Origin of the sequence: Streptomyces sp. SLBN-8D4, assembly GCF_049739545.1 — a bacterium.
Lineage (GTDB): Bacteria > Actinomycetota > Actinomycetes > Streptomycetales > Streptomycetaceae > Streptomyces > Streptomyces canus_C.
Genome location: NZ_JBMGQC010000001.1, coordinates 5,644,858 through 5,666,101 on the forward strand (window position 1 = coordinate 5,644,858; position 21,244 = coordinate 5,666,101).

Sequence of the window (21,244 nt, forward strand, 5' to 3'; positions counted from 1 at the left end):
GGAAAGGGTGAGTGACATGACCGAGGTCTCGACCGCGCGTCGCAGCCGCATCACCCCCGAGCGTGAGGCCGAGCTGTACGAGGCCGTGCTCGAACTGCTCAGGGAGGTCGGCTACGACGCCGTCACCATGGACGCCGTCGCCGCCCGCACCCGTTCCAGCAAGGCCACGCTGTACCGCCAGTGGGGCGGCAAGGCCGAGCTGGTCGCGAGGGCGGTGCGGCACACCAAGCCCGGCGGTATGGGTCTCGACGACATCGACACCGGGTCGCTCCGAGGTGACCTGCACGCCCTCACCATGCGCTCGGACGACTGCACGATGGAGCAGAACTCCGCGCTCATGCGGGGTCTTGCCATGGCCATCCACGGCAACCCGGACCTCCTGAAGGCGTTCCGGGAACATCTCATCGAGCCGGAGACGGCGGAGTTCCGCCGCCTGGTGCAGCGGGCGATCGACCGGGGCGAGGTCCGCGAGGACAACCCGGCGATCGAGTTCATGATCCACATGATGATCGGCGGGTTCGCCGCCCGGACCATGATCGACGAGCTGCCGCCGACCCAGGCGTTCCTCCTTTCGTACATCGACGCCGTGGTCCTCCCCGCACTCGGCGTTCCCACCGCCTGACCCCTCCCCAGCAAGTCCTCCCCAGCAAGCCCTCCACCTGACGTAACCGCTCACGTCGTCGGGCTGATCAACCTTGCCTTGAAGAACCACGACCTGACCGGGAGCACGCCTTCGTGGCCACTTTCCTCTACAGACTCGGCCGGCTCGCCTTCCGGCGACGGCACTTCGTCGCCCTCATGTGGGTGGCCCTGCTGACGCTCGCGGGCGTCGGCGCGGTCAATGCGCCGACCGCCGGATCGACCTCCTTCTCCATTCCGGGCACGGAGGCGCAGAAGGCCTTCGACCTGCTGGAACAGCGCTTCCCCGGCGCCAGCGCCGACGGCGCGACCGGGCGCATGGTCTTCAAGGCGCCCGAGGGCGAGAAGATGACCGACGCCGCCAACAAGGCGACCGTCGCGAAGACCGTCAGGGAGCTGAGCGACGGCTCCGAGGTCGTCTCCGTCACCGACCCGTTCACGACCCACGCGGTGAGCAAGGACGGCACGGTCGCCTACCTCTCGGTGAAGTACGACGCCCCCGCCGTCGGTCTCAAGGACGCGACCAGGGACGCCCTGGAAACCGCCGGTGACGACGCCCGGGCCTCCGGCCTGACCGTCGACGTCGGAGGCGACGCGCTCCAGGCCCAGCCCGACGCGGGGGGAGTCGGTGAGGCCATCGGTCTCGCCATCGCCGCGGTCGTCCTGGTCATCACCCTGGGCTCGATGATCGCGGCCGGGCTGCCGCTGCTGACCGCGATCATCGGTGTCGGCATCGGCGTCTCCACCATCACCGTCCTCGCCAAGACGCTCGACCTCGGTGACACCACGTCCACGCTCGCGGCGATGATCGGCCTCGCGGTCGGCATCGACTACGCGCTGTTCATCGTCTCCCGCTACCGCGCCGAGCTGGCCGAGGGCCGCGACCGCGAGGAGGCGGTGGGCCGGGCCACCGGCACCGCCGGTTCCGCGGTGGTCTTCGCGGGCCTGACCGTCGTGATCGCCCTGGCCGGTCTCTCGGTCGTCAACGTGCCGATGCTGACCAAGATGGGCCTCGCCGCGGCGGGCACGGTCGTGATCGCCGTCCTCATCGCGCTGACCATGATCCCGGCGCTGCTCGGATACGCGGGCCGGAAGGTGCGCCCGGCGGGCGAGAAAGGCAAGAAGTCGGCCGAGAAGGCCGCCGGTTCGATGCAGCCGGTGAAGCCTGCGCAGCCGGTGAAGCCCAACATGGGCACCCGCTGGGCGAGCTTCGTCATCCGTCGCCCGGCCGCCGTGCTGCTGCTCGGAGTGCTCGGCCTCGGCGCCGTCGCGCTCCCGGTCAGCCATCTGCAGCTGGGCCTGCCCGACGACGGTTCGCAGCCGACGTCCACGACCCAGCGCCGCGCCTACGACCTCCTCTCGGAGGGCTTCGGGCCCGGCTTCAACGGACCCCTGATGATCGTGGTCGACGCCAAGAACAGCGGCGACCCGAAGGCCGCGGCCGACTCGGTGACCGACGGCATCAAGGGCCTCAAGGACGTCGTCACGGTCACCCCGGCGACCTTCAACAAGGCCGGCGACACCGCGACCATCACGGTCGTCCCCGGCTCCAAGCCGTCCTCGACCCAGACCGAGGACCTGGTGTATGCCATCCGGGACGACGTGGCGTCCAAGGCGGACGCGGACGTCCTCGTCACCGGCACCACCGCGCTGAACATCGACTTCTCGCAGAAGCTGAGCGACGCGCTCATCCCGTACCTGGCCCTGGTCGTGGGCCTGGCCTTCCTCCTCCTGATCGTGGTCTTCCGCTCGATCCTCGTCCCGCTGAAGGCGGCCCTCGGCTTCCTGCTGTCGGTGCTCGCCGCGCTCGGTGCCGTGGTCGCGGTCTTCCAGTGGGGCTGGCTCGGCGGGCTGCTCGGTGTCGAGGAGACCGGCCCGATCATGTCGATGATGCCGATCTTCATGGTCGGCGTGGTCTTCGGCCTCGCGATGGACTACGAGGTCTTCCTCGTGACCCGCATGCGGGAGGCGTACGTCCACGGCGAGTCCCCGAGCCAGGCCGTAGTCACCGGGTTCAAGCACAGCGCCCGGGTCGTGGTCGCCGCCGCGGTCATCATGATGGCCGTCTTCGGAGGCTTCATCAGCTCCGGTGAGTCGATGATCAAGATGATCGGCTTCGGCCTCGCGGTCGCCGTCTTCTTCGACGCGTTCGTCGTCCGCATGGCGATCGTCCCGGCGGTCCTCGCCCTGCTCGGCCACCGCGCCTGGTGGCTGCCGAAGTGGCTGGACCGCGCGCTGCCCAACGTCGACGTCGAGGGCGAGGGACTGCGCACCCGGGCCGAGAAGGACGCGGACCCGGACGAGGACCGGGAGCTGGTCCGCGTCTGACGCACCCCGTGCGAGAGGAGCAGGCCGGTGAGGGGGGTGTCCTCACCGGCCTTCTTCTGCCGTGGACCGGCCGAGATAGGTGACCGGCCCGGCATCCGGTACGGCGATCTCGTGGAAGCCGAGACGGTCGTAGAAGGCACGCGCGGGCCTGTTGGCGCTCACCATGGACAGGTGTACGGCGGCCACGCCCCGCTCGTGCAGTGCGCGGAACAGGGCCGTCATCAGCGCCCGACCGAACCCGCGGCCCTGCCACCGCGGCAGCAGGTCGATGTGCAAGTGGGCCGGATAGTCGGCGACTTCGGGCACGATCATCCGTTCCGGGTTGTGCAGCAGCGCGACGATCTCCTCGTCCGGGGTGCGCGGCGGGCCGCTTGGCTCCGGATAGCGGTCGGCCACGAGGGGCAGCCACCGCGCGCGGTACTCCGCGACGAACCGGGGCGTGTCGGCGGTCCCCACGACATACCCGGCGGCCTCCCCCTTCCCGTCGTCCAGGACGAAGGCGAGTTCCGGTTCGAGATGGGCGTACGGCGCCGCGAAGGCCGCCGGGAAGACGCCGGCGTCGGTGTAATGGGGGCGGGCGTCCTGGCCCAGGTGCGCGGTGCGGACGCAGATCTCGTCGAGGGCGTCACGGTCCCGGGGGCCGTAGGGGCGTATGGCGGGAGGCGGGGTCATCGCAGCATCCTGCCCGAAGTGACCGGAAGCGGCCCCGCAAACCGGGTCGCGTGGCCCGTACACCCACCGCTAGCGTGGCGGGCATGACGACCGCAGACGCCGCCCACCCCCGTTTCGCCGAGGCCCTGCGCGTGCTCGGGCTCGATGAACTCACCGCGAGGGTCCGCCGTTTCCCGGACGCCACCCGTACCGCCGAGGAGGCCGCCGCGGCCGTCGGGTGCGAGCTGAGCCAGATCTGCAAGTCGCTGATCTTCGCCGCGGACGGGGTTCCGGTGCTGGTGCTCATGGACGGGGCGTCCCGCGTCGACCTCGAACTCGTCCGGCGGGAGCTCGGCGCCGACAGGGTCACCCGGGCCAAGGCCGATGTCGTACGGGAGACGACCGGGTACGCCATCGGGGGCGTGCCGCCCTTCGGGCACCGTACGAGGACCCGGGTGCTGGCCGACCGTTCGCTGCTCGGCCATGACCTCGTCTGGGCCGCCGCCGGCAATCCGCACGCCGTCTTCCCCATCGCCCCCGAGGACCTGGTGGCCCACGCCGGTGCCGCCGTCGTGGACGTCCGCGAGCGCACCGCGTGACGCCTCTCGTCACGGCGGCCGTGCTGCTCGCCGCCGTCACGCACGCCGGCTGGAACGCCATCGCGCACCAGATCACCGACAAGCTCGTCGGGTTCACGCTGATCGCGGGCGGGGGGATGCTCATCGGGCTGGCGATGACCCCGTTCACCGCGGTGCCGGCGGCGCGGGCCTGGCCGTACCTGCTCGGCTCGGCCTGCATCCACATCGCCTACTACGCGCTGCTGATGAAGTCCTTCCGGCTCGGGGACTTCGGACAGGCCTATCCGATCGCGCGCGGCACCGCGCCCCTGGTCGTGACCGTACTGGCGGCCTTGTTCGCGCACGAGGTGCCGGACGGGTGGGCCGCCGCCGGAATCGCCCTGTCCTGCGCGGGACTCACCGGCGTCGCCCTGTGGGGGCTGCGCGGCCGACGGCCCAACTGGCCGGCGATCGGCGCGGCGTTGGCGACCGGCCTGACCATCGCCGCGTACACCGTCGTCGACGGGCTCGGGGTGCGCGCCTCCGGCTCCTCGCTCGGGTACATCGCCTGGCTGATGGCGGTGCAGGGCATCGTGGTCCCGGCGTACGCCCTGCACCGGTGGCGCGGCCGGTTCGCCGCCGTCCTGCGGCCGTTCGCCGGGGTCGGTCTCCTCGGCGCCGCCCTCTCCGTGGCCGCGTACGGGCTCGTCCTGTGGGCCCAGACCAGGGCGGAACTCGCTCCGGTCGCGGCCCTGCGCGAGTCCTCGATCATCGTCGGCGCGGCCATCGGCGCCGTGTTCTTCAAGGAACGGTTCGGCGCGCCGAGGATCGCGGCTGCCGGGCTGCTCGTGGTGGGTATCGGGCTGATGCTGCACGCCGGTTAGCCGTCCGGCCCGGGTGTTTTGTCCCAGGCGCCGCCCAATTGCGGCCCAACGTCGCCTCTCTGTTTGCCTACTTGCCCATGTTTTGACGGTCCGTTCCATGAGCGTTCAGCCCGCCGTCCGTGGCGGGGGTGTGTGCCGTCCCTAGGGTCCCTGCGTACTTCGGAAGAAGGGGACCATGGACACACTCCACGCAGTCCGGGCCCGCGGGATCACCAAGTGCTTCGGTGACGTCGTGGCGCTCGACGCCGTCGATCTCGATGTGACGCGGGGCCAGATCCACGGCCTGGTCGGGCCGAACGGCGCCGGCAAGACGACCCTGCTCGGGCTCCTGCTGGGCCTCGCCGTCGCCGACGCCGGCCGCCTGGAGATCCTGGGGACCGAGGTCGGACGGGCGTTCGCCGCTCCCGACGGGGTCGCCGGGTTCGTGGACGGGCCCGGTCTCTACCCTTCGCTCACAGCCCGGCAGAACCTCGCCGCGCTGGCCGAACTCCGGGGCCGCGACGCGCGTACGGCCGGCATCGACGAGGTGCTCGACCAGGTCGGGCTCACCGACGTGGCCGACGACAAGGCCCGCGGTTTCTCCCTCGGCATGCGCCAGCGGCTCGGCCTCGCCGCCGCCCTGCTGACCCGGCCGCGGCTGCTCGTGCTCGACGAACCGTCCAACGGGCTCGACCCCGCAGGCAAACGGCAGGTGCACGGAGTCCTGAACCGGCTCGCCGCGGACGGCACGAGTGTCGTGGTCTCCAGCCACCGTATGGACGACCTGGAGGTGCTGTGTTCCGAGGTCACCATCCTGGCCACGGGACGGGTCGTGTTCTCGGGCCCGCTCGGCAAACTGGCCGCCGAGAGCCGTGAACTCGACTACCGGGTACGGACGTCCGACCCGCGGGCCGCGCGGCGGCTGGCCGAGGGCATGGACGGGATCGGGATCGTCGACGACGCCGGCACCCGGCAGGACACCGGACCGCTCGTCGTCCGCGCGCTGGTGCCCGCCCTCGACGACCTGGTGGCGCGGCTTGTGACGGCGGGCGTCGCGGTGCGTGAACTGGCGCCCGTGGTCTCGCCCTTGGAGGCCGCGTTCCTGGCCCTGACCGAGGACCGCGAGGAACGCCGATGACCACCACTGTCGCCGCGGCCGCCACCCCGGTCCACTCCGGGCCGGCCCCGGTGTCGCGCAGCTACCGCTTCGAGCTGGTCAAGCTGTTCTCCCAGTGGCGCATCCGCCTTATCGTCCTCGCCTGTTGGATCGCGCCGGGGCTCTTCGTCGCCGGGGTGAGCGGGCAGAGCACACTGCCCTCCGACACCCTCTTCGGCCGCTGGATGCACGCCACCGGCTGGGCCGGACCGCTGGTGATGCTCGGTTTCGCCGGCACCTGGGCCCTTCCGCTGCTGACCTCGGTGGTCGCCGGTGACATGTTCGCCGCCGAGGACCGGCTCGGCACCTGGCGGCACCTGCTGGTCGCCGTCCGCTCACCGCGGCGGATCTTCGCGGCGAAGGCACTGGCCGGCCTCACGGTCATCCTGCCGCTCGTGGCCGGGCTCGCCTGCTCCAGCACCGTGGGCGGACTCGCCTCCGTCGGCAACCAGCCGCTCGTCGGCCTCGACGGCCACCTGTTGACCCCCTCCGATGCCGCCGGGAGGGTCCTGCTCGCCTGGGTCGCCGCCCTCGCCCCGACCCTGGCCCTCGCCGCCATCGGCCTGCTCGGGTCGGTCGCCCTCGGACGGTCCCCGACGGGGCTGCTGCTGCCGCCGCTCGTCGCGCTCGGCATGCAGGTCGCCCAGATGCTGCCGCTGCCCGTCGCCGTACGCCTCGCCCTGCCCGGCTACGCCTTCATCTCCTGGAACGGCCTGTTCACCGCCCCGGCCCAGCTCGCCCCGCTCCTGATCGGCGTCGCCGTCAGCCTGGCGTGGGCCGTCCTCGCGACCGTACTGGCCCATTCGCTGTTCCTCCGGCGGGACTTCACCAATCTCGCCTACGACGGTGCCGGGCGCCGCGCGTTCACCGTGGGCGTGCTGCCCCTGGCCGCGCTGACCGTTCTCACCGTCGCGGGGATCGCCGTCGCGACCGACTCGACGGGCATCACCCAGGCCAAGGTCCAGCGCTCCCTCGCCACGACCTTCGCCCATCTCTACCGCTCGCAGACCGAACAACTCCATCGCCCCGCCGTCACCGAGGCACAGCTCAGGACCTCGGCGGCGTGCACCAAGAGCGACGGCCAGGCCGCTCAACAGGGGGCGGGCAATGACTGGCGGTGTGTCGTGACCTGGCACCTGCCCGGCGTACCGGTGGCGGGGACGGCTGTCTATCAGCTGGACGTCGGATCGGACGGGCGGTTCGTCGCCGACGGCGACGGGCCGAAGGAAGTCAACGGCTACTTCCTGGTGCGGACCTCCACCGGGGACGCGCCCAACCCGCTGTGGCAGTTCGACGGCAACGTCGAGCTGCTGGACACCACCTCGAAGGGATAACCCCATGCAGGTAACACGCCGGCGCCGGAGCAGCGAGAAGGCCAGACGCCTCAGCCGCCGGAGCACGTTGGTGACGGCCGGTATCGCCGTCGCCCTCGGCGTCACCGGCACCGCGGTCGCCTCCACCTACCAGTTCGGCACCCAGCAGGTCGCGCAGAACACCGCCAGGGGCCAGGTCATCTCCAGCGACCAGTACCTCAAGCCGTACGGCAGCCGGACCGTCATCAACGACGGCAAGATCATGTCGTCCACCGTCAGCCCGGACGGCACCCACCTCGCGGCCGCGGTCGCCGACGGCGACGCCGCGCTGGTGATCATGGACCTGGCGACCGGCCAGGTGAAGCAGAAGATCGGCGCCAACGCGGCCGACGACCTGCGCATCAGCAGCTCCGCGGTCGGCCAGGAGGGCCCCGCCTACTCGCCCGACGGCAAGTACCTGTGGCTCGGCCAGGCCACCGGCTACACCAAGTTCACCGTCGCCGCGGACGGCACCCTCGCCGACCCGGTGGCCGTGCCGATCCCGGCCGTCGGCACCCAGCAGGCCCTTGTGGGCGCGGCGGTGTTCTCGCCCGACGGCTCCACCGTGTACGCGGCGGTCAACGGCCAGAACAAGGTGGTCGCGTTGGACGCGGCGACCGGAACCGTCCAGCAGACGTGGGCAGTCGGCAACGCCCCGCGCGGACTCGCCCTGGTCGGCGGCAGGTTGTACGTCAGCAACGAGGGCGGCCGTCCGGCCAGGGCCGGCGAGACCACCATGAACTCCTACGGCACCCAGGTGCCCGCCGACCCGGACACCGGCGCCGCCACCACCGGCACGGTCAGCGTCATCGACACCGCGAACCCCTCCGCCGCGGTCCGCTCCGTCGACGTCGGTCTGCACCCGACCGCCGTGTACGCGAAGAAGGGCGCGGTGTTCGTCACCAACACCGCCGACAACAGTGTCTCGGTCATCGACACCCGCAAGGACAAGGTCGTCCAGACCATCGCCACCCAGCCCTGGCCCGAGGCGAAGGTCGGCTACGAGCCCGACGCGGTCACCCTCACCGACGACGGCCGGCTGCTTGTGACGCTGGGCCGTGCGAACGCGGTCGCCGTCTACCGCTACAAATCCCCGCAGGAACCCGCGAGTTACGTAGGCCTGCTTCCCACCGACTACTTCCCCGCCGAGGTCACCACCGTCGGCAAGCAGGTCGTCGTGTCCAACACCCGCGGCATAGACGCCCGCCGCCCCACCACCGCCTCCGGCCACGGCACCCACGACACCACGTCCAGCCTCACCGAGTTCACGCTGCCGAGCGACCTCGTGATCAGGTCCCAGACCGCCAAGGTCTTCCAGCAGAACGGCTGGACACCCGGCTCGGTCACCACGGCCAAGGGCACGAGCCACGCCAAGGCCCTCCCGGTCCCCGTCCGCCTCGGCGACCCCTCGACGATCAAGCACGTCTTCCTGCTCGTCAAGGAGAACCGCACCTACGACCAGGTCTACGGCGACCTCCCGCAGGGCAACGGCAACCCGGCGCTCACCACCTTCGGCGCGAACGTCACCCCCAACCAGCACGCCCTGGCACAGCAGTTCGGCCTCTACGACAACTTCTACGACATCGGCACCAACTCCGCCGAGGGCCACAACTGGCTGATGCAGTCGGACAACCCGGAGTACACCGAGTCCTCCGCCGGTGAGTACACGCGCAGTTACGACACCGAGAACGACGTCCTCGGCCACCAGAAGACCGGCTTCATCTGGACCGGCGCGCAGGCGGCCGGCAAGTCGGTCAAGGACTTCGGCGAGTTCCAGTCGACCGAGTCCAAGCCGGCCGGTGCCAGCTGGCAGAACCTGTACTGCGACACCAGGAACATGGCGGCGACCGGGGCCCAGACCCAGTACCCCATCAAGACCGGCTCGGCGATTCCCTCGCTCAACGACGTGTCCGTGCAGGGCTTCCCGATGTTCGACCTCGACGTCCCGGACATCTACAAGGAACAGATCTGGAAGCAGGACTTCGAGAGGAACGGCCCGGCGAACCTGAACATGTTCTGGTTCTCCAACGACCACACCGGCGGTCCGGCCAACGCCGCCGCCGAGGTCGCCGACAACGACCTCGCGGTCGGCCGGATGGTCGACGAGATCTCCCACAGCAAGTACTGGAAGGACTCGGCGATCTTCGTCGTCGAGGACGACTCCCAGAACGGCCTCGACCACGTCGACGGCCACCGCGCCCCGGTGCAGGTCATCAGCCCCTACGCCCAGCACGGCAGCGTCGACAGCCACTACTACACGCAGATCACGATGATCCGCACGGTCGAGCAGATCCTCGGGATCCACCCGATGAACCAGAAGGACAGCGCGGCCACCCCCATGTACGGGGCGTTCACCGCGAAGGCGGACACCACCCCGTTCACGGCGGTCCCCAACCGCACCTCGCTGACCCTCGGCGTGAGCCCGGCGCCCTCCTGCGGCACGGACACCCCGGCCGCCCAGGACGCCGACGCGGCGCCCGCGCCGACCTCGGCGGCGGTGCCGCAGGCGAAGCGGGAAGTCGCCGCGCAGTGGAAGACCTGGGCCTCGCACCAGCGGCTGACCGGCGCGCACGCCGTGCCGGACTACGCCAACGCCGAGCAGATGAACCGCTACACCTGGTACCAGACGCACGAGTGGACCAAGCCGTACCCCGGCGACAAGAAGGTCTACACACCGGCGCAGGTACCGGGCGCCTACCTCCCGTCGCCGGAGTCCGACGGCTGACCCCCGTGCGCCGCCGCCCGCCGAGGAGCACCCTGGAAACACACGCTTCGGAGGCGATCGTCATGACACACACCGCTGTGGGATGGCACATCGAGCTGGAGTTCCAGGAGGACGACCAGCACACGCGGGCGGCGGCGCTGGTCCGCCTGCCGGACGGCACCGAGGTACGCACGCACGGGCACGCCACCCGCCACCACACCGACAGCAACCAGCCCAGGGTGGGGGAGGAGGTCGCCGCCGCCCGGGCGCTGAACGAACTCGCGATGCAACTGCTGACCAAGGCGCACGACGAGATCGACGAGGCGTCCGGGCGGAGGTCCCACTCGATCAACGTGTGAGCCGCATCAGCCGTTACAGGGCCGCCCGTACCGCCCTGACCAGCGCCTGCGCCCTCGGGTCCGCCGTGACCGTCTTGCGGAAGCCGTTGGTGACATAGCCGAAGGCGACGCCGGTCTCCGGGTCGGCGAAGCCGAGGGAGCCGCCGCGGCCGGGGTGCCCGAAGGAGCCCGCGCCGAGGAACGGCGAGGCGCTGCCGTGCAGCATGTAGCCCAGGCCGAACCGGGTGTTCACGACCAGCACGCGGTCCGGGCCCGCCGACTCCTCGGCACGGGCGAGTGCGACCGTGGCCGGGTCGAAGAGCCGCACCCCGTCCACCGCACCGATCAGTGCCGCGTAGACGCGCGCCAGCCCGTCGGCCGTGGCGATGCCGTTGGTCGCGGGCAGGGCGCTCGCCCGGTACGCCGGTGCGTTCTGGTCGGGGAAGGGCGTGATCGCGGCGAAGGCGCGGCGGGTGAGGGAGCCGGGATCCTCGTAGGCCTCGGTGACGGACCGCTTGGGGCGGGCGCGCAGGCCGCCGGCGGGCTCCGGCCCCTCGACCCGGCCGACCCGTCCCGTCCGGCCTGCCGCCTCCTCCGCCGCCGGCAGCCCGAGCCAGAACTCGGCGCCCAGCGGCCCGGCGATCTCCCGTGCGATCCACTCGCCGGCGCCGAGCCCGGTCACCCGCCGCACCAGCTCGTCCAGCATCCAGCCGTACGTCAGCGCGTGGTACCCGTGGTCCGTGCCGGGCTCCCAGACGGGCGCCTGCGCGGCGACCGCCTCGGGACCCTTCAGCGGGTCCAGGGCCTCCTCGGGGGTGAGCGGCCGGTCGATCACCGGCAGCCCGGCCCGGTGGTTCAGCACCTGCCGGACCAGCACCCGCTCCTTGCCGCGCGCCTTGAACTCCGGCCAGTACTCGGCCACCGGCGCGTCCAGGTCCAGCTCCCCGCGCTGGTGCAGCAGCAGGGGTACGGCGGCGGCGACGCCCTTGGTCGCCGAGCGCACGACCTGCGCGGTGCCGTGCCGCCAGGGCTCGGTGCCGTCGATGTCCCTGGTGCCGGCCCACAGGTCGACGACCTTGCGCCCGTCCCGGTACACGGCGACCGCCGCGCCCCGGTCCCCGAGCGCCTCGAAGTTCCGCGCGAACACGTCCCGGACCGGCTCGAAGCCCTCGGCGACTGTGCCGTTCACGTCCACGCGTACTCCTCCTGCTGCCGCCCTGTGCCTGTCTCAGCCAAGCAGAATCGTCACGTCGATGTTCCCGCGGGTCGCGTTGGAGTACGGGCAGACCTCGTGGGCCGCGTCCACCAGCTTCGCCGCGAGGCCGGCGTCGAGGACCGGCAGGGAGACGCTCAGGGCGACCGCGAGGCCGTAGCCGCGGTGCTTGTTGGGGCCGATGCCGACCTTCGCGGCGACCGTGGAACCGGTCAGGTCGTAGCCCTCGCGGTTGCCGACGAGGATGAGCGCGTTGTGGAAGCAGGAGCTGTAACCGGCGGCGAACAGCTGCTCCGGGTTGGTGCCTGCGCCGTCCCCGCCGAGCGCGGGCGGCATCGCGACCTTCAGCTCGATCTGGCCGTCCTGGCTGGTGACGAAGCCGTCCCGGCCGCCGTGGGCGGTGGCCTCGGCCACGTACATGATCTTCGTCGGCCGGGTGTCGACGTCGGTTTCCTCAGGCATGGCTGGTCTCCCCCCGGAGAAGTGTGCACAAGTACATCGTGCACAAGGTACCGGCCGGTAGGTCGGCCCCGGGTTACCAGGGGGTAGTGACTTCGGGTAACAGAAGGTCAGAAGGCCGGACGGTCAGCGGGGGCGCTCGGCCGCCGCGTCCGCCCGGTGCGCGAGCCGCCACAGCGCCTCGCGCAACCGCGCGGCCTCCGTGCCGTCGAGATCCGTCGCCGCGAGCAGCGCGCCGGGGACGCGTGCCGCGCGCTCCCTGAGTTCCTCCCCGTGTCCCGTGCACGCGACGAGCACCGAGCGCTCGTCGGCCGCCGCGCGCTCCCGGCGCACGAGCCCCGCGGCCTCCAGCCGCTTGAGCAAGGGCGACACCGTGCCGTAGTCCAGCCGCAGCGCCCCCGCGAGCTCCTTGACGCTGGTCTCCCCGCGCTCCCACAGCACCAGCAGCACGAGGTACTGCGGGTAGGTGAGCCCGAGCTCGTCGAGGAGCGGCCGGTACGCGGCGGTCACCGCGCGCTGGGCGGCGTACAGCGCGAAGCACAACTGGTCGTCGAGCAGCAGTGATCCGGTGTCCTCTTCGTTCGTCACGCGCCCATTGTCACGGACCGCGGATCGAATCCGAAGGGCAACTCCAGCCGGTGGGCCCGCATCAGCTCGTCGTCGGCGAGGAGTTCGCCGGTCCTTCCGTCCGCGGCGATCGTGCCCTCGCTCAGGATCAGCGAGCGCGGGCAGAGCTCCAGCGCGTAGGGCAGGTCGTGCGTGACCATCAGGACCGTGACGTCCAGCGAGCGCAGGATGTCGGCCAGTTCGCGGCGCGAAGCCGGGTCCAGGTTGGAGGAGGGCTCGTCCAGGACGAGGATCTCCGGCTCCATGGCGAGCACGGTCGCCACGGCCACCCGGCGCCGCTGGCCGAAGGACAGGTGGTGCGGGGGCCGCCCGGCGAAGTCCGCCATGCCGACCCGCTCCAGAGCGGTCCGCACGCGTGCCTCCAGCTCCTCCCCCTTCAGCCCGGCCGCCGCCGGTCCGAACGCCACGTCCTCGCGCACGGTCGGCATGAAGAGCTGGTCGTCGGGGTCCTGGAAGACGATCCCGACCCTGCGCCGGACCTCGGCCATGTGCTTCCGGTCCACGGGCAGCCCGGCGACCTTCACCGTGCCCACCCCGCCGCTCAGGATGCCGTTGAGGTGCAGCACGAGGGTCGTCTTGCCGGCGCCGTTCGGGCCGAGCAGCGCGACCCGCTCGCCGCGCGCGATCGAGAAGTCCACGCCGAACAGGGCCTGGTGCCCGTCGGGGTAGGCGAAGGCCAGTCCGGTCACTTCGAGGGAAGCTGTCACAGGGCCCATCCCAGCACGCAGACGACAAGGGCGGCGAAGGGGAGCGCGAGGGCGTACGACCACTGCGCCCGGGACGCGGTCACCTCGTCGATCACCGGCATCGAACCGGCGTAACCGCGGCTGACCATGGCCAGGTGCACCCGCTCGCCGCGTTCGTAGGAGCGGATGAACAGCGCACCGGCCGACTTCGCGAGGACGCCCCAGTGCCGGACACCGCTCGCCTCGAACCCCCGCGACTCCCGCGCGATCCGCATCCGCCGCATCTCGTCGGTGATGACATCGCCGTAGCGGATCATGAAGGACGCGATCTGGACGAGGAGCAGCGGGAGCTTGAGCCGTTGCAGTCCGAGCAGCACCGAGCGCAGTTCGGTGGTGGACGCCAGCAGCACCGACGCGGCGACTCCCAGCGTGCCCTTGGCGAGCACGTTCCACGCGCCCCACAGACCGCTCACGCTCAGGGACACGCCGAGCACCTCGACCCGCTCGCCCTCCGCCACGAACGGCATGAGCACCGCGAACGCCACGAACGGCACCTCGATCAGCAGCCGCTTCAGCAGGAAGCCGGCCGGCACGCGCGCGGCGTACGCGACGACGCCCAGGAGGACGGCGTACAGGCCGAACGCCCACATCGCCTCGCGCGGGGTCGAGACGACGACCACCACGAAACCGAAGGCCGCCGCGAGTTTCGTGTGCGGCGGCAGGGCGTGCACCGCCGAGTGCCCGTGCCGGTAGAGCCGATGCGCGTGTCCGGCGCCCATGTCAGACGCCCGTGCTCACGGGAGTGGTGTCGGCGCCACGGCGCCGGCGCACCGCCCAGAACACCGTGCTGCCGGCGACGACGGTGACACCGACGCCGATCACACCCGCCAGCCCCCCGGACAGGCGGGCGTTCCCGACGTCCCGCACGCCGTAGTCGGCGAGCGGGGAGTCCGAGGTGGCGTGCTTCTCGGTCCTCGCGTCGATGCCCTTGTCGGCGGCGACCTTCTCCAGACCGTCGGGGCTGGCGGAGGCGTAGAAGCTGACGAACCCGGCGAGGACCAGGGAGGTCACCAGACCGGTGATCCACACCTTGCGGTGCGAACGGGCGGCGGCGACGGGCACGGTGTCCGGTACGTCGACCAGCTCGCCGTCGACCCGCAGCTTGAGCTTCTGCCGCAGGCCCCGGGCGCCGTACACCAGGTCGGGGCGTACGGCGACGACGGCACCGACGGTCAGGGCGGTGATGGCCGCCTCGCCGATGCCGATGAGGACGTGGACGCCGATCATCGCGGTGGCGACCTTGCCGATGGAGACGTCGGTGGTGCCGCCGACGGCGTAGATCAGGGTGAAGGCTACGGCCGCGGCGGGCACGGACAGCACGGCGGCCACGAAGGCGGCGGCGGTGATCGAGCCGCGCCTGCGCGGCAGCACCTTCACCAGCCCTCGGAAGACGGCGTACGCCACGACCGTCGTGACGACGGCCATGTCGGTGATGTTGACGCCGAGCGCGGTCAGGCCGCCGTCCGCGAAGAGGATGCCCTGCATGAGCAGGACCACCGAGACGCACAGGACGCCGGTGTAGGGGCCCACGAGGATCGCGGCCAGTGCCCCGCCGAGCAGATGTCCGCTGGTCCCCGCGGCGACGGGGAAGTTCAGCATCTGCACGGCGAAGATGAACGCCGCGACCAGGCCCGCCAAAGGCGCGGTGCGCTCGTCCAGTTCACGGCGGGCACCGCGCAGGCTCACCGCGACGGCGGTCGCGGCGACCACGCCGGTCGCCGCCGAGATGGGGGCGTCTATGAATCCGTCAGGCACATGCACCGTTCGATGATAGTGGCTTGTTGCGAACCCTTTGCAAGAGAGTCCAGCCACGAACAGCAAGTCGCAGGCTTTCGGTCCCGGGGGCGGAACACAGGAAATGTGCGACGCTGGGGTGAGAATGGAGGCACAGCTTCCGTACAGGTCACGCAGCGTGAGAGGGCCGTCACGATGTCTGTAGTCGAACAGTACGCACGAGCCCACATCGTTTCGGACGCGGACATCGCGGAGGACGAGGCAGTCCCGGTGGTCCTGCGCTACGACCCGGAGACCGACCCGCGCTCGGTACGGATCCGCCTGCCGGGCACCCCCGAATGGACCTTCTCGCGGGCACTGCTGGAGCAGGGACTCAGGGCCCCGGCCGGCAGCGGCGAGGTCCGGGTCTGGCCCTGCGGACGGGTGCAGGCCGTGGTGGAGTTCCACACACCGCAGGGCGTGTCGGTGGTGCAGTTCGAGCAGAAGACGCTGCTCAGGTTCCTGCGCCGGACGTATATGGCTGCCGCCCCCGTGCGGGGTTAGCCGCCCAGCTTCAGCAGGGCCGCCACGATCGGGCCCGCCGTGTCGCCGCCGTGGCCGCCCGCCTGGACGACGCCGGCCGCCGCGAGATCGCCCCGGTACGCGGTGAACCAGCCGTTCGGCTTCTTCTGGCCGTCGACCTCCGCGGAGCCGGTCTTCGCGCCGACGTCGCCGTACACCCCGGACATCGCCTCGGCCGCCGTGCCGTAGCCCGCCGTGTACGCCATCAGCTCACGCAGCTGCGACAGCGTGCCCGAGGACATCGAGCGGGAGGCGGTGGCCAGCGTGCGGTGGTCGACCGAGGGGGACACCAGGTAGGGCTGCTTGAAGGTGCCCGACTCGATGGTGGCGGAGACCGACGCCATGTTCAGCGGGTTCATCCGGACCCCGCCCTGGCCGATGAGCGAGGCCGCCTTCTGGGCCGCGCTCTGCACCGGCACCGAGCCGTCGAAGGACGGGACGCCGATCGCCCAGTTGTTCATGGACAGACCGAAGACCTGCTGGGCCTGCTTGGTCAGGCTGTCGTTGTCCAGCTTGCCCGCCTGGCTGATGAAGGCGGTGTTGCAGGAGCGGGCGAAGCTCGCCTTGAAGGTGCCGCCCTTGATCTCGAACTTGTCGTCGTTCTGGAACTTCCAGCCGCCGTACGTGAAGTACTTCGGGCACGGGTGCGCCTTGTCCGGCGACGCCAGGTCCTTCTCGATCAGCAGCGAGGAGGTGATGACCTTCATCGTGGAGCCCGGGGCGAGGGAGCCCTGGAAGGCGGTGTTGAAGCCGTGACCGGCGTTCGCCACCGCGAGGATCTCGCCGGTCGACGGGCGCAGGGCGACCACCGAGGACTTCGCCTGCTTGGCGACCTGCGCCTCGGCCGCCGCCTGGAGCCTCGGGCTCAGGGTCGTCCGCACGGTGCCGGGGGTGCCCTTGCTGAGCTCCAGCAGCGTTTTGTCGGAGGACTTGGAGCCCTTTCCGCGGATCACCCTGAGCTCGATGCCCGCCTTGCCGCCGGCCTTCTTGCCGTACTTCTCCCGCAGGCCGTCCAGGACCGTGCCCAGCGACGGGTACTTCGCCTCGGTGATCTCGCCGCCGTCCCGGTCGACCGCCTTGATCGGCGGGGTCCCGGACTCGCCGGTGACGAGGGTGTCGCCGTCCTTGAGATCCGGGTGGACGAGCGAGGCGGTCCAGTCGACCTGGGGCTTCCCGGTGGCGGTGTTGCGAACCACGGTGAGTGAACTGGCGTAGGTCAGCGGCTTGCTGAGGCCCTTGTACGACACCGTCGCCTTGACGGAGAAGGGCACTTTGCCGCCGGCGGGGGTGCCCGGGGTGAGGGTGGCGCCGGTGAGGTGGGCGTCCTTGGTCCAGCCGGTGAGCAGGGTGGTGGCGGCCTTGGTGTCGCTGGTCGCGGCGGCCGCCGTGCTCACCCTGCCCTGCTGCCAGGAGGTCAGGAAGGTGGTCGCGGTGGTGGTGACCTCGGTCGCCGACAGCGGGCCGGTCTTGACCTTCGGCTTGTGGTCGGCGGACGCGGACGTGTTCTGCGTCCGCTCGTCGGCCGCGGCCCCGGCGCCGTACAGCGCGTAGACGCCGATGCCGGCGCCGCCGACGACCACGGCGATCATCCCGCCGACCACGGCGGGCTTGGTCTTCCGTCGCTCGGCGACGCGCCTTCTGTTACCCACGACTTACGCTTCCTCCGCGCTGTTCCGGGGTCCCCGATGCCCTCATCCACCTCAACGACTGCAACAGACTAGAGTCCCTGTCCCGCAGGGGTGACGTCAGCCTGCGGCTCGTAGCACAGCTGCGACAATCGGGCCCGCCGCGTCGCCGCCGTGGCCGCCCTCCTCCGTCATGGCCGCCGCGGCCATGTCGTTGCGGAAACCGGTGAACCAGCTGTTGGACACCTGCTGGCCGTCGACCTCCGCGGAACCGGTCTTCGCGCCGATGTCCCCACTGAGTCCCGACATCGCCTTGACCGCCGTGCCCTGGGTCGCGGTCAGCTTCATCATCTGCTTCAGCTGGGAGGCGGTGTTGTACGGCAGCCCCTTCGCGGTGGCCAGTTCGCGGTCGTCGAGCTGGGGCGAGACCACGTAGGGCTGGCGGAAGGTACCGGTGATCGCGGTGGCCGTCACCGAGGCCATGTTCAGCGGGTTCATCTGGACCTGGCCCTGGCCGATCGCGTTCGCCGCGCGGTCCGGGCCGCTGACGGCGGGCACCTTGCCGTCGAAGGAGACGATGCCGGTCTTCCAGTCCTCGCCGATCCCGAAGCGGTTCTGGGCCTCCTGCGTCAGTGACTCGTCGGTGAGCGGCTTCTCGTCGATCAGCTTGATGAAGGCGGTGTTGCAGGACCGCATGAAGCTGTTGGCCAGCGAGGCGCCCTCGTTGGGCTGCATGCCGGTGAGGTTCTTGAAGGTCTGCCCCTGCCACACGGCTTCGGGCGGGCAGGGCGCCTGGCCGTTCATCGAGGTCACGCCGTTGTCGATGAGCATCGCGGCGGTGATGATCTTCATGGTGGAGCCGGGGGCCTTGGTGCCCTCGAAGGCCGCGTTGAAGGCGTCCGTGCGGTTGTTGGCCACGGCCAGCACCGCACCGGTGCTGGGCTTGACGGCGACGACGGACGACTGGCCGTACAGCTTCACCGCCTTCTCGGCGGCCGCCTGCGCGCTCCCGCTGATCGTGGTCTGCAGCTTGCCCGCCCTGCCCTCGGCGAGGGTCAGCAGCGAGGTGTCGGGGCTCTGGTCCGGGTGCTTGATGACCAGCTCGACACCGGGGGTGCCGCCGGCCTTGTCCCCGTACTTCTCGCGCAGCGCGTCCAGCACCGGGCCCAGCGACGGATACTTCTCCTTGGTCAGCACCTTGCCGCCCCGGTCCACCGCCTCGATGGCCGGGTTCGCGGACTCGCCGGTGACGAGCCGGTCGTCCCGCTGGAGCTTCGGGTACACCACGGAGGGCTGCCAGTCGACGAGCGCCTTGCCGGTGGTCACCCCGCGCACGACCGTCAGCTTGCTGCTGTACGCGAGCGGCTTCGACTTCCCGTCGTACGACACCGTTGCCTTCACGTTGTACGGCACGGTCGCGCCGGTCGCCCTGCCGGGCGTGATGCGCACGTCGCCGATGTGGGCGTCCGTCCCGTAGGCCGCCAGCAGCGCCTCGGCCGCCGTGTTGTTGTTCGTCAACGCGGCCGCGCCCGCCGCGCTGCCCTTCTCCCAGGCCGCGAAGAAGTCCTTGGAGGTCTCCTTGACCTCGTCGGCGGTGGGCGGCCCGCTCCGCTTGGCGTCCCCGACCCCACCGCTCCCGTCGTCGCTCAACGCCGACACGAAGTTGTACGCCCCGTACCCGGCCCCGCCGACCATCACGGCGAACACCGTGCTGACGACAGCGACCTTCACCCCCTTGGCCATGGTGTGGCCCCCTCCCCGATTTCCCCGTTGTTGTGGGCAGCCTAAGCGGGAGGTGTGACAAGCGGGGCAAGAGTTTCCTGATTCGCCGAAGCAGGTGCTCAATCACATACGTGAATGATGACCCGCTAGACCCACGTGTCCAGCCACATCCGCGACCGCCAGCTGTCGATCGGGATCGCCGTTCCCGTGTACAGCGGCCAGAAGTAGATGAAGTTCCACGCGATCAGGAGCACCAGGACCCCCGCTGCCGTGGCGCCCGCCACCCGGCGGGTGTCGGAGGCGCGTGGCGGGCCGATGAGGGCGCCGATGAGCATCGCGACGGCGAGACAGAGGAAGGGGAGGAAGACGATCGTGTAGAAGAAGAAGATCGTGCGTTCCTGGTAGTTGAACCAGGGCAGGTACCCGGCCGCGATACCGCAGGCGATGGCGCCCGCACGCCAGTCGCGCCGGAAGAACCAGCGCCACAGGACGTAGAGGATCGCGAAGCAGGCCGCCCACCACAGCAGGGGCGTGCCGATGGCCAGGACCTCCCGCGCGCACTTCCCGCCCGCGTCGACCGGGCAGCCGTCGGTGCCGGGCGCGGGGGACTCGTAGAAGTACGACACCGGGCGGCCGTCGACGATCCAGCTCCACGGGTTGGACATGTACGTGTGCGGCGAGGACAGGCCGACGTTGAACTTGTAGACCTCGTGCTCGTAGTGGATCAGGCTGCGCCACCAGTCGGGCAGGAACGTCCAGCTGCCGCCCTTGCCGTCGGTCGCCGCCCAGTTGCGGTAGTAGCCGCCGGTGCCGTCCGCGGGGGAGAGGATCCAGCCGATCCACGAGGTGACGTAGGTGACGACCGCGACCGGCACCATGGCGAGGAACGCGATGCCGAGGTCGTACTTCAGGACCGCCTCGTAGGGGTGCCGGGCGCCCGCGACCTTGCGGGAGCCGACATCCCACAGGACGGTCATGATGCCGAAGGCGATCAGGAAGAACAGTCCGTTCCACTTGGTGCCCATGGCGAGGCCCAGGAGCAGGCCGGCCAGCCACCGGTAGGGGCGCCACCCCAGGCGCAGGGTGTCCGCGATGTGCGCGTCGGGGCGCGCGAGACCGTAGGAGTCGACCGGCAGGGCGGCCGCGAGTTTCTCCCGGGCCCGGTCGCGGTCGATGACCAGACAGCCGAACGCGGCCAGCACGAAGAACATCAGCACACCGTCGAGCAGCGCGGTCCGCGCCATCACGAAGGCCAGACCGTCCACGGTCATCAGCGCGCCCGCCAGACAGCCGAGGAACGTGGAGCGGAAGAGGCGGCGGCCCACCCGGCACACGATCAGCACCGACAGCGTCCCCAGCAGCGCCGTCATGAACCGCCAGCCGAACGGGTTCAGCCCGAACATCAGCTCGCCGAGCCCGATGACGTACTTGCCGACCGGCGGATGCACCACATAGGCGGCGTCCGTCGGCAGCGCCACGTGCCCGTTCGAGGACAGGATCTGGCTGTCGACGTTCTTGCCCCAGCTGAGCTCGAAGCCGCGGTGGACGAGCGCCCACGCGTCCTTGGCGTAGTACGTCTCGTCGAATATCACCTTCTTGGGGCTGCCCAGGTTCCAGAACCGCATCAGCCCCGCCACCAGCGTCACCAGCAGCGGTCCCAGCCAGCCGGACCAGCGGGTGACCCGCTCGGCGAGTGCCCCGGGCACGCCCAGGACCTGCCACATCCGCGGAGAGGGGACGACGAAGGACGGCACCAGGCGCTCGCGCACGTCGCTTCTGGCCTCGGCCGTGTAGCCGAAACGGCGCAGCCTCTGCTGCCACGACGGCCGCCGGTCCTGGGGGGCCTGGTCCTGCCGGGTGTCCGTGGAGGACGCGGTACTGGTCACGGCGCCATCGTAAGGAACGGCGCTGTGTGAGTCCCGTGCATGGGCGGATGCGTCCTGTTCGGGGCGCGGCTGGGAGGATGGGG

General features: G+C 70.8%; 19 protein-coding genes. 9 read left to right on the forward strand and 10 right to left on the reverse strand.

The window, feature by feature from the left end:
• Window positions 1-16: 16 nt before the first annotated feature.
• On the forward strand, window positions 17-622 hold the full coding sequence (locus tag RKD20_RS25705; RefSeq protein ID WP_424879774.1) for a TetR/AcrR family transcriptional regulator: 606 nt from the start codon (window positions 17-19) through the stop codon (window positions 620-622).
• Window positions 623-735: 113 nt separating this feature from the next.
• Window positions 736-2,967 (forward strand): MMPL family transporter, encoded by a 2,232-nt coding sequence (locus tag RKD20_RS25710; protein WP_424879775.1) that lies wholly within the window; start codon window positions 736-738, stop codon window positions 2,965-2,967.
• A 42-nt stretch (window positions 2,968-3,009) separates the two neighbouring features.
• Here RKD20_RS25710 and RKD20_RS25715 read toward each other — a convergent pair whose 3' ends face one another.
• The gene (locus RKD20_RS25715; RefSeq protein ID WP_424879776.1) at window positions 3,010-3,639 is read right to left on the reverse strand and encodes a GNAT family N-acetyltransferase; all 630 of its coding nucleotides are present in this window, start codon (window positions 3,637-3,639) and stop codon (window positions 3,010-3,012) included.
• Window positions 3,640-3,722: 83 nt separating this feature from the next.
• Here RKD20_RS25715 and RKD20_RS25720 point away from each other — a divergent pair, with 83 nt between their 5' ends.
• The 6 genes from RKD20_RS25720 to RKD20_RS25745 all read left to right on the forward strand — a co-directional run bounded on the left by RKD20_RS25720 (window position 3,723) and on the right by RKD20_RS25745 (window position 10,609).
• A complete protein-coding gene (locus RKD20_RS25720) occupies window positions 3,723-4,217 on the forward strand; it encodes a YbaK/EbsC family protein (RefSeq protein WP_424879777.1) in 495 nt (164 codons plus the stop codon).
• Window positions 4,214-5,059 (forward strand): EamA family transporter, encoded by an 846-nt coding sequence (locus RKD20_RS25725; RefSeq protein WP_424879778.1) that lies wholly within the window; start codon window positions 4,214-4,216, stop codon window positions 5,057-5,059. Before RKD20_RS25720 ends, RKD20_RS25725 begins: the two co-directional genes overlap by 4 nt.
• Window positions 5,060-5,234: 175 nt before the next feature.
• On the forward strand, window positions 5,235-6,176 hold the full coding sequence (locus RKD20_RS25730; RefSeq protein ID WP_424879779.1) for an ABC transporter ATP-binding protein: 942 nt from the start codon (window positions 5,235-5,237) through the stop codon (window positions 6,174-6,176).
• Entirely contained in the window at window positions 6,173-7,528 is a 1,356-nt protein-coding gene (locus RKD20_RS25735) for an ABC transporter permease (RefSeq protein WP_424879780.1), read from the forward strand. Before RKD20_RS25730 ends, RKD20_RS25735 begins: the two co-directional genes overlap by 4 nt.
• A 4-nt stretch (window positions 7,529-7,532) precedes the next feature.
• Window positions 7,533-10,271, forward strand: coding sequence for a bifunctional YncE family protein/alkaline phosphatase family protein (locus RKD20_RS25740; protein ID WP_424879781.1), 2,739 nt, complete (start codon window positions 7,533-7,535; stop codon window positions 10,269-10,271).
• A gap of 62 nt (window positions 10,272-10,333) precedes the next feature.
• A complete protein-coding gene (locus tag RKD20_RS25745) occupies window positions 10,334-10,609 on the forward strand; it encodes a DUF1876 domain-containing protein (protein ID WP_020120900.1) in 276 nt (91 codons plus the stop codon).
• A 13-nt stretch (window positions 10,610-10,622) separates the two neighbouring features.
• Here RKD20_RS25745 and RKD20_RS25750 read toward each other — a convergent pair whose 3' ends face one another.
• The 6 genes from RKD20_RS25750 to RKD20_RS25775 form a co-directional block, all read right to left on the reverse strand.
• Entirely contained in the window at window positions 10,623-11,783 is a 1,161-nt protein-coding gene (locus RKD20_RS25750; RefSeq protein WP_424879782.1) for a serine hydrolase domain-containing protein, read from the reverse strand.
• A gap of 33 nt (window positions 11,784-11,816) precedes the next feature.
• Window positions 11,817-12,263 carry an organic hydroperoxide resistance protein gene (locus RKD20_RS25755; protein ID WP_424879783.1) on the reverse strand — a complete coding sequence of 149 codons (447 nt, stop codon included), beginning with the start codon at window positions 12,261-12,263 and terminating at the stop codon, window positions 11,817-11,819.
• 123 nt (window positions 12,264-12,386) lie between these two features.
• Window positions 12,387-12,848 (reverse strand): MarR family winged helix-turn-helix transcriptional regulator, encoded by a 462-nt coding sequence (locus RKD20_RS25760; protein WP_424879784.1) that lies wholly within the window; start codon window positions 12,846-12,848, stop codon window positions 12,387-12,389.
• Window positions 12,845-13,603 (reverse strand): energy-coupling factor ABC transporter ATP-binding protein, encoded by a 759-nt coding sequence (locus RKD20_RS25765; RefSeq protein WP_424879785.1) that lies wholly within the window; start codon window positions 13,601-13,603, stop codon window positions 12,845-12,847. Before RKD20_RS25765 ends, RKD20_RS25760 begins: the two co-directional genes overlap by 4 nt.
• Entirely contained in the window at window positions 13,591-14,352 is a 762-nt protein-coding gene (gene cbiQ, locus RKD20_RS25770) for a cobalt ECF transporter T component CbiQ (RefSeq protein ID WP_424879786.1), read from the reverse strand. Before cbiQ ends, RKD20_RS25765 begins: the two co-directional genes overlap by 13 nt.
• A 1-nt stretch (window position 14,353) precedes the next feature.
• Window positions 14,354-15,394 carry an energy-coupling factor ABC transporter permease gene (locus RKD20_RS25775; protein ID WP_424879787.1) on the reverse strand — a complete coding sequence of 347 codons (1,041 nt, stop codon included), beginning with the start codon at window positions 15,392-15,394 and terminating at the stop codon, window positions 14,354-14,356.
• A gap of 168 nt (window positions 15,395-15,562) precedes the next feature.
• Between RKD20_RS25775 and RKD20_RS25780 the strand changes: the two genes are divergently transcribed.
• Complete coding sequence (locus RKD20_RS25780) at window positions 15,563-15,910, forward strand: SsgA family sporulation/cell division regulator (protein ID WP_424879788.1); 348 nt, start codon at window positions 15,563-15,565, stop codon at window positions 15,908-15,910.
• On the opposite strand, the gene RKD20_RS25785 is transcribed toward RKD20_RS25780, so the two are convergent.
• The 3 genes from RKD20_RS25785 to RKD20_RS25795 form a co-directional block, all read right to left on the reverse strand.
• Entirely contained in the window at window positions 15,907-17,577 is a 1,671-nt protein-coding gene (locus tag RKD20_RS25785; RefSeq protein WP_424879789.1) for a penicillin-binding transpeptidase domain-containing protein, read from the reverse strand. The two genes, RKD20_RS25780 and RKD20_RS25785, sit on opposite strands and share 4 nt — an antisense overlap.
• 96 nt (window positions 17,578-17,673) lie before the next feature.
• Complete coding sequence (locus RKD20_RS25790; protein ID WP_424879790.1) at window positions 17,674-19,296, reverse strand: penicillin-binding transpeptidase domain-containing protein; 1,623 nt, start codon at window positions 19,294-19,296, stop codon at window positions 17,674-17,676.
• A 125-nt stretch (window positions 19,297-19,421) separates the two neighbouring features.
• Window positions 19,422-21,161: a dolichyl-phosphate-mannose--protein mannosyltransferase gene (locus RKD20_RS25795; protein ID WP_424879791.1), complete on the reverse strand. Its 1,740-nt coding sequence runs from the start codon at window positions 21,159-21,161 to the stop codon at window positions 19,422-19,424.
• Window positions 21,162-21,244: the final 83 nt, after the last annotated feature.

Coding starts and splice junctions, on each gene's coding strand:
- RKD20_RS25705 (WP_424879774.1), top strand. CDS start 17: ATGACCGAGGTCTCGACCGCGCGTCGCAGCCGCATCACCCCCGAGCGT.
- RKD20_RS25715 (WP_424879776.1), bottom strand. CDS start 3,639: ATGACCCCGCCTCCCGCCATACGCCCCTACGGCCCCCGGGACCGTGAC.
- RKD20_RS25720 (WP_424879777.1), top strand. CDS start 3,723: ATGACGACCGCAGACGCCGCCCACCCCCGTTTCGCCGAGGCCCTGCGC.
- RKD20_RS25730 (WP_424879779.1), top strand. CDS start 5,235: ATGGACACACTCCACGCAGTCCGGGCCCGCGGGATCACCAAGTGCTTC.
- RKD20_RS25735 (WP_424879780.1), top strand. CDS start 6,173: ATGACCACCACTGTCGCCGCGGCCGCCACCCCGGTCCACTCCGGGCCG.
- RKD20_RS25740 (WP_424879781.1), top strand. CDS start 7,533: ATGCAGGTAACACGCCGGCGCCGGAGCAGCGAGAAGGCCAGACGCCTC.
- RKD20_RS25745 (WP_020120900.1), top strand. CDS start 10,334: ATGACACACACCGCTGTGGGATGGCACATCGAGCTGGAGTTCCAGGAG.
- RKD20_RS25755 (WP_424879783.1), bottom strand. CDS start 12,263: ATGCCTGAGGAAACCGACGTCGACACCCGGCCGACGAAGATCATGTAC.
- RKD20_RS25765 (WP_424879785.1), bottom strand. CDS start 13,603: ATGGGCCCTGTGACAGCTTCCCTCGAAGTGACCGGACTGGCCTTCGCC.
- cbiQ (WP_424879786.1), bottom strand. CDS start 14,352: ATGGGCGCCGGACACGCGCATCGGCTCTACCGGCACGGGCACTCGGCG.
- RKD20_RS25780 (WP_424879788.1), top strand. CDS start 15,563: ATGTCTGTAGTCGAACAGTACGCACGAGCCCACATCGTTTCGGACGCG.
- RKD20_RS25790 (WP_424879790.1), bottom strand. CDS start 19,296: ATGGCCAAGGGGGTGAAGGTCGCTGTCGTCAGCACGGTGTTCGCCGTG.